Here is a 4,292-nt window from a genome sequence, read left to right as displayed (position 1 = left end):
CCACGACGGGAGACCAGCACCAGATCCCGCACCCCGTGCACGGTCACCAGATGCCGCGCCACCAGACGGCCCAGCGTCCCGGTGCCGCCGGTGATCAGGGCGGTTCCGGTCAGGGCGGCGGGGGCGGCCGGGGCGGTGGGGAGCTTGGCCAGGCGGGGCACGTACAGCGCGCCGCCGCGTACGGCGACCTGGGGCTCGTCCGCGGCCAGGGCCTCCGGCAGCGACCCGTCGTTGTCCGCGTCCACCAGGACGAACCGGCCGGGGTGCTCGGCCTGGGCGGAGCGGACCAGGCCCCAGACGGCCGCGCCCGCCGGATCGCGCACCTCGGCGCCGTCGCCGGCCGCCACGGCGTGGCGGGTGACGACGACCAGCCGGGAGGCGGCGAACCGCTCCTCGGCCAGCCAGCGCTGCAGGAGGCCCAGGGCGCGGTGCACCGCGGCGGACGGGTCCGTCTCCCCGGCCGACTCCCCGTCGGATGCCCCATCGGTGAAGGGCGCGATCACGACCTCGGGCGGCTCGGCGGCGGAGTCCCAGCCGGGGTCGCCGACCGTGACCCAGCGCCGGGGCTCGGGGACCGGGTCCGGACGCTCGACGCGGTGCCATTCGACGCGGAACAGCGCGCCCGTCTCGTCGGCGCCGGCGCGCAGGGCGCCGGGGGCGACGGGCCGCAGGGTGATGGAGCCGACCGAGGCGACCGGCGCCCCGGTCTCGTCGGCGGCCTCGACGGACAGGGCGTCGTCGCCGGCGGGGGCCAGGCGGACGCGCAGTGTCGCGGCGCCGGTGCCGTGCAGGGTCAGGCCGGACCAGGAGAACGGCAGCAGCACCTGCTCGGTGCGCTCGGGCGCGGCGGCCCCGGCGGCGTGCAGGGCGGCGTCGAGCAGCGCCGGGTGCAGCCCGTACGACGCCGCGTCCACCCGGACGCTCTCGGGGGCGGCGACCTCGGCGTACACCTCCTCGCCGAGCCGCCAGGCGGCGCGCAGCCCCTGGAAGGCCGGGCCGTAGTGGTAGCCGCGCTCGGCCAGCAGGTCGTAGTAGGAGCCCAGCTCGACCGGCTCGGCCCCGGGCGGCGGCCACGCGGTCCCCGGGGCGGCGGGCGCGGCGGCCGGGGCGGGCGGGTGCGCGGCCAGGGTTCCCTCGGCGTGCCGGAGCCAGGGGCCGTCGGCGTCCTCGTGCCGGGAGTGGATCGCCAGGTCGCGCCTGCCCGACTCCGTGGCGGGCCCCACGGTCACCTGGACCTGGACGGCGCCCTGCTCGGGCAGGACCAGCGGCGCGTGCAGGGTCAGCTCCTCGACGTGCCCGCACCCGGCGTGGGCCCCGGCGTGCAGGGCCAGTTCGGCGAAGGCGGCGCCGGGCAGCAGCACGGTGTCCAGCACGGCGTGGTCGGCGATCCACGGCTGGGCGTCCCGGGACAGCTTGCCGGTCAGCACCAGGCCGTCGCCCTCGGCCAGCGACACGGCGGCGCCGAGCAGCGGGTGCCCGGCCGGGGCGAGGCCGAGCCCGGCGGCGTCCGCGCCGGTGGCGGGGGCGAGCCAGTAGCGCCGGTGCTGGAACGGGTAGGCGGGCAGGTCGGCCGGCTCGGCGCCGGTGCCGGCGAACAGCTCGCGCCAGGAGACGTCCAGGCCGCGGGCGTGGGCCTCGCCCAGCGCGGTGAGCAGGGTCTCGGGCTCGTCGCGGCCGGCGCGCAGCAGCGGCACGATCCGCCGGTCGGGCGCCATCGCCGCCAGCACGCCGTCCGGGCCCAGCTCGACCATGAGCGAGACCTGCTGCCCGGCCAGGTTCCGCAGCCCGTCGGCGAACCGGACGGGCTGGCGCACCTGGCGCACCCAGTAGCCGGGCGTGTCCATGTCCTCGGCCGGGCGGCCGGTCAGCGTGGAGACCACCGGGATGCCCGGCGGGTGGAACGCCAGCCCTTCGGCCACGGCGGCGAACGGCCGCAGCATCGGCTCCATGAGCGGGGAGTGGAAGGCGTGGCTGACCCGCAGCCGCCGCGTGCGGCGGCCGAGCGCGGCGAAGTGCGCGGCGATGCGGCCCGCGTCCTCCTCCTCGCCGGAGACGACCGTGGCCTCCGGGCCGTTGAGCGCCGCGATGGCCACCCGCTCGGTGAGCAGCGGCAGCACCTCCTCCTCGCCCGCGGCGACGGCGTACATGGCGCCGCCGGCGGGCAGTTGCTGCATCAGCCGGCCCCGGGCGGCCACGAGCGCGCAGGCGTCCGGAAGGGAGAGCACCCCGGCGACGTGGGCCGCGGCCAGCTCGCCGATCGAGTGGCCGAGCAGCAGGTCCGGGCGCACGCCCCAGGACTCCACCAGCCGGTACAGGGCCACCTGGAGCGCGAACAGGCCGGTCTGGGCGTACCGGGTCTGGTCCAGCAGGCCGCTCCCGTCGGCGATCACCTCGCGCAGCGGCCGGTCCAGGTGCCGGTCCAGCTCGGCGGCGACCGCGTCGAACGCCTCCGCGAAGGCGGGGAAGCGGGCGTGCAGGCCCAGGCCCATGCCGGGCCGCTGGCTGCCCTGCCCGGAGAACAGGAAGGCGACCTTGCCGCCCGCCTTGCCCGCCGCCGTGCCTCCCGTCTGGCCGCCCGCCGCGGGCTCCTCGGTGCCCGCCGCGACGGACTCCAGCCCTGCGATGAGCCCGGCCCGGTCGCGGGCGACGACCACGGCCCGGTGCTCGAACACCGGCCGCAGGCTCCTGGTGTAGCCCACGTCGAGCAGGGCGGCGTCCCCGGCCGTCCCGTCGCCGTCGGCGGCAGAGTGGGCGGCGCAGTGGGCGGCCAGCGTGCGTGCCTGCTCCCCCAGCGCCTCGGCGGTCTTCGCCGACAGCACGACGGGCACCGGCCCCTCGGGTGCCCCGGCGGCCCGCTCGGGCTCCGGGGCCTGCTCCAGGATCACGTGCGCGTTGGTGCCGCTGAGCCCGAACGACGACACCCCGGCCCGTCGCGGCTCCGCCCCGTCCGTGGTCCACGGGACCGGGTCGGCGAGGAGGCGGATCGCGCCGGAGTCCCAGTCCACGTGCGGGGTCGGCTCGGCGACGTGCAGGGTGCGCGGCAGGACGCCGTGCCGCATGGCCTGCACCATCTTGATCACCCCGGCCACGCCGGAGGCGGCCAGGGTGTGCCCGATGTTGGACTTGACCGACCCCAGCCACAGCGGCCGGTCCCGGTCGCGCCCATAGGTGGCGAGCAGGGCGCGCGCCTCGATCGGGTCGCCGATCGCGGTGCCGGTGCCGTGGGCCTCCACCGCGTCGATCCGCTCGTGCGACAGGCCGGCGGCGGCGAGGGCCTGCCGGATCACCCGCTCCTGAGCGGGCCCGCTCGGCGCGGTCAGGCCGTTGGACGCGCCGTCCTGGTTGATGGCGCTGCCGCGCACCACGGCCAGCACGCGGTGGCCGTGGCGCCGGGCGTCGGACAGGCGCTCCAGGACCAGGATGCCGACGCCCTCGGCCATGCCCATGCCGTCGGCCTGGGCGGAGAACGCCTTGCACCGCCCGTCGGGGGCGAGCACGCGCTGCCTGCTCAGCTCGACGAACGAGCCGGGCGTGGACAACACGGTCACCCCGCCGGTCACCGCGAGCGCGCAGTCGCCGCCGCGCAGGGCCCGCACCGCCAGGTGCAGGGCGACCAGGGAGGTGGAGCAGGCCGTGTCCACGGTGACGGCCGGTCCCTCCAGGCCGAGCGTGTACGCGATCCGCCCGCTCGCCACGCTCGGCACCACGCCGGTGGACAGGTGGCCCTCGACCTCGGGCAGGGGCTGGTGGAACAGCGGGCCGTACTGGTGGTGGTTGATGCCCGCGAACACGCCGGTGTCGCTGCCGCGCAGCGCCGTGGGGTCGAGGCCCGCGTGCTCCAGCGCCTCCCAGGACGCCTCCAGCAGCAGCCGCTGCTGCGGGTCCATCGCCAGCGCCTCCCGGGGCGAGATCCCGAAGAACTCGGCGTCGAACCCGGCCGGGTCGTCCAGGAACCCGCCGCGCCGCACATAGGTCGTGCCGGAGCGGGCCGGGTCGGGATCGTACAGCGCCGCCAGGTTCCAGCCGCGGTCGCCGGGCAGGCCGGAGGTCACGTCGCGCCCGGCCGCCACGACGTCCCACAGCCCCTCGGGGCCGGTGACGCCGCCGGGGTAGCGGCAGGCCATGCCGATGATCGCGATCGGCTCCCGGTCGCGCTCCTCGGCCTCACGGAGCCGCCGCCGGGTCGCGCGCAGCTCGGCGGTGACCTTCTTCAGATATTCGCGAAGCTTCTCGTCATCCGGCATTCGAGGCGCCTTCCGCCAGGCTTGATCGGTCGGGCGTGTGCGTGCGGG

General features: G+C 77.5%; 1 protein-coding gene. It reads right to left on the bottom strand.

The window, feature by feature from the left end:
• On the bottom strand, positions 1 to 4,244 hold a 4,244-nt coding region (locus tag HNP84_RS48800; protein WP_185056985.1), incomplete at its 3' end, for a type I polyketide synthase.
• Positions 4,245 to 4,292 lie beyond the last annotated feature (48 nt).

Source organism: Thermocatellispora tengchongensis (assembly GCF_014202315.1).
Lineage (GTDB): Bacteria > Actinomycetota > Actinomycetes > Streptosporangiales > Streptosporangiaceae > Thermocatellispora > Thermocatellispora tengchongensis.
Note: the sequence above shows the minus strand (reverse complement) of the source record. Positions and strands in the feature narration are given on the sequence as shown.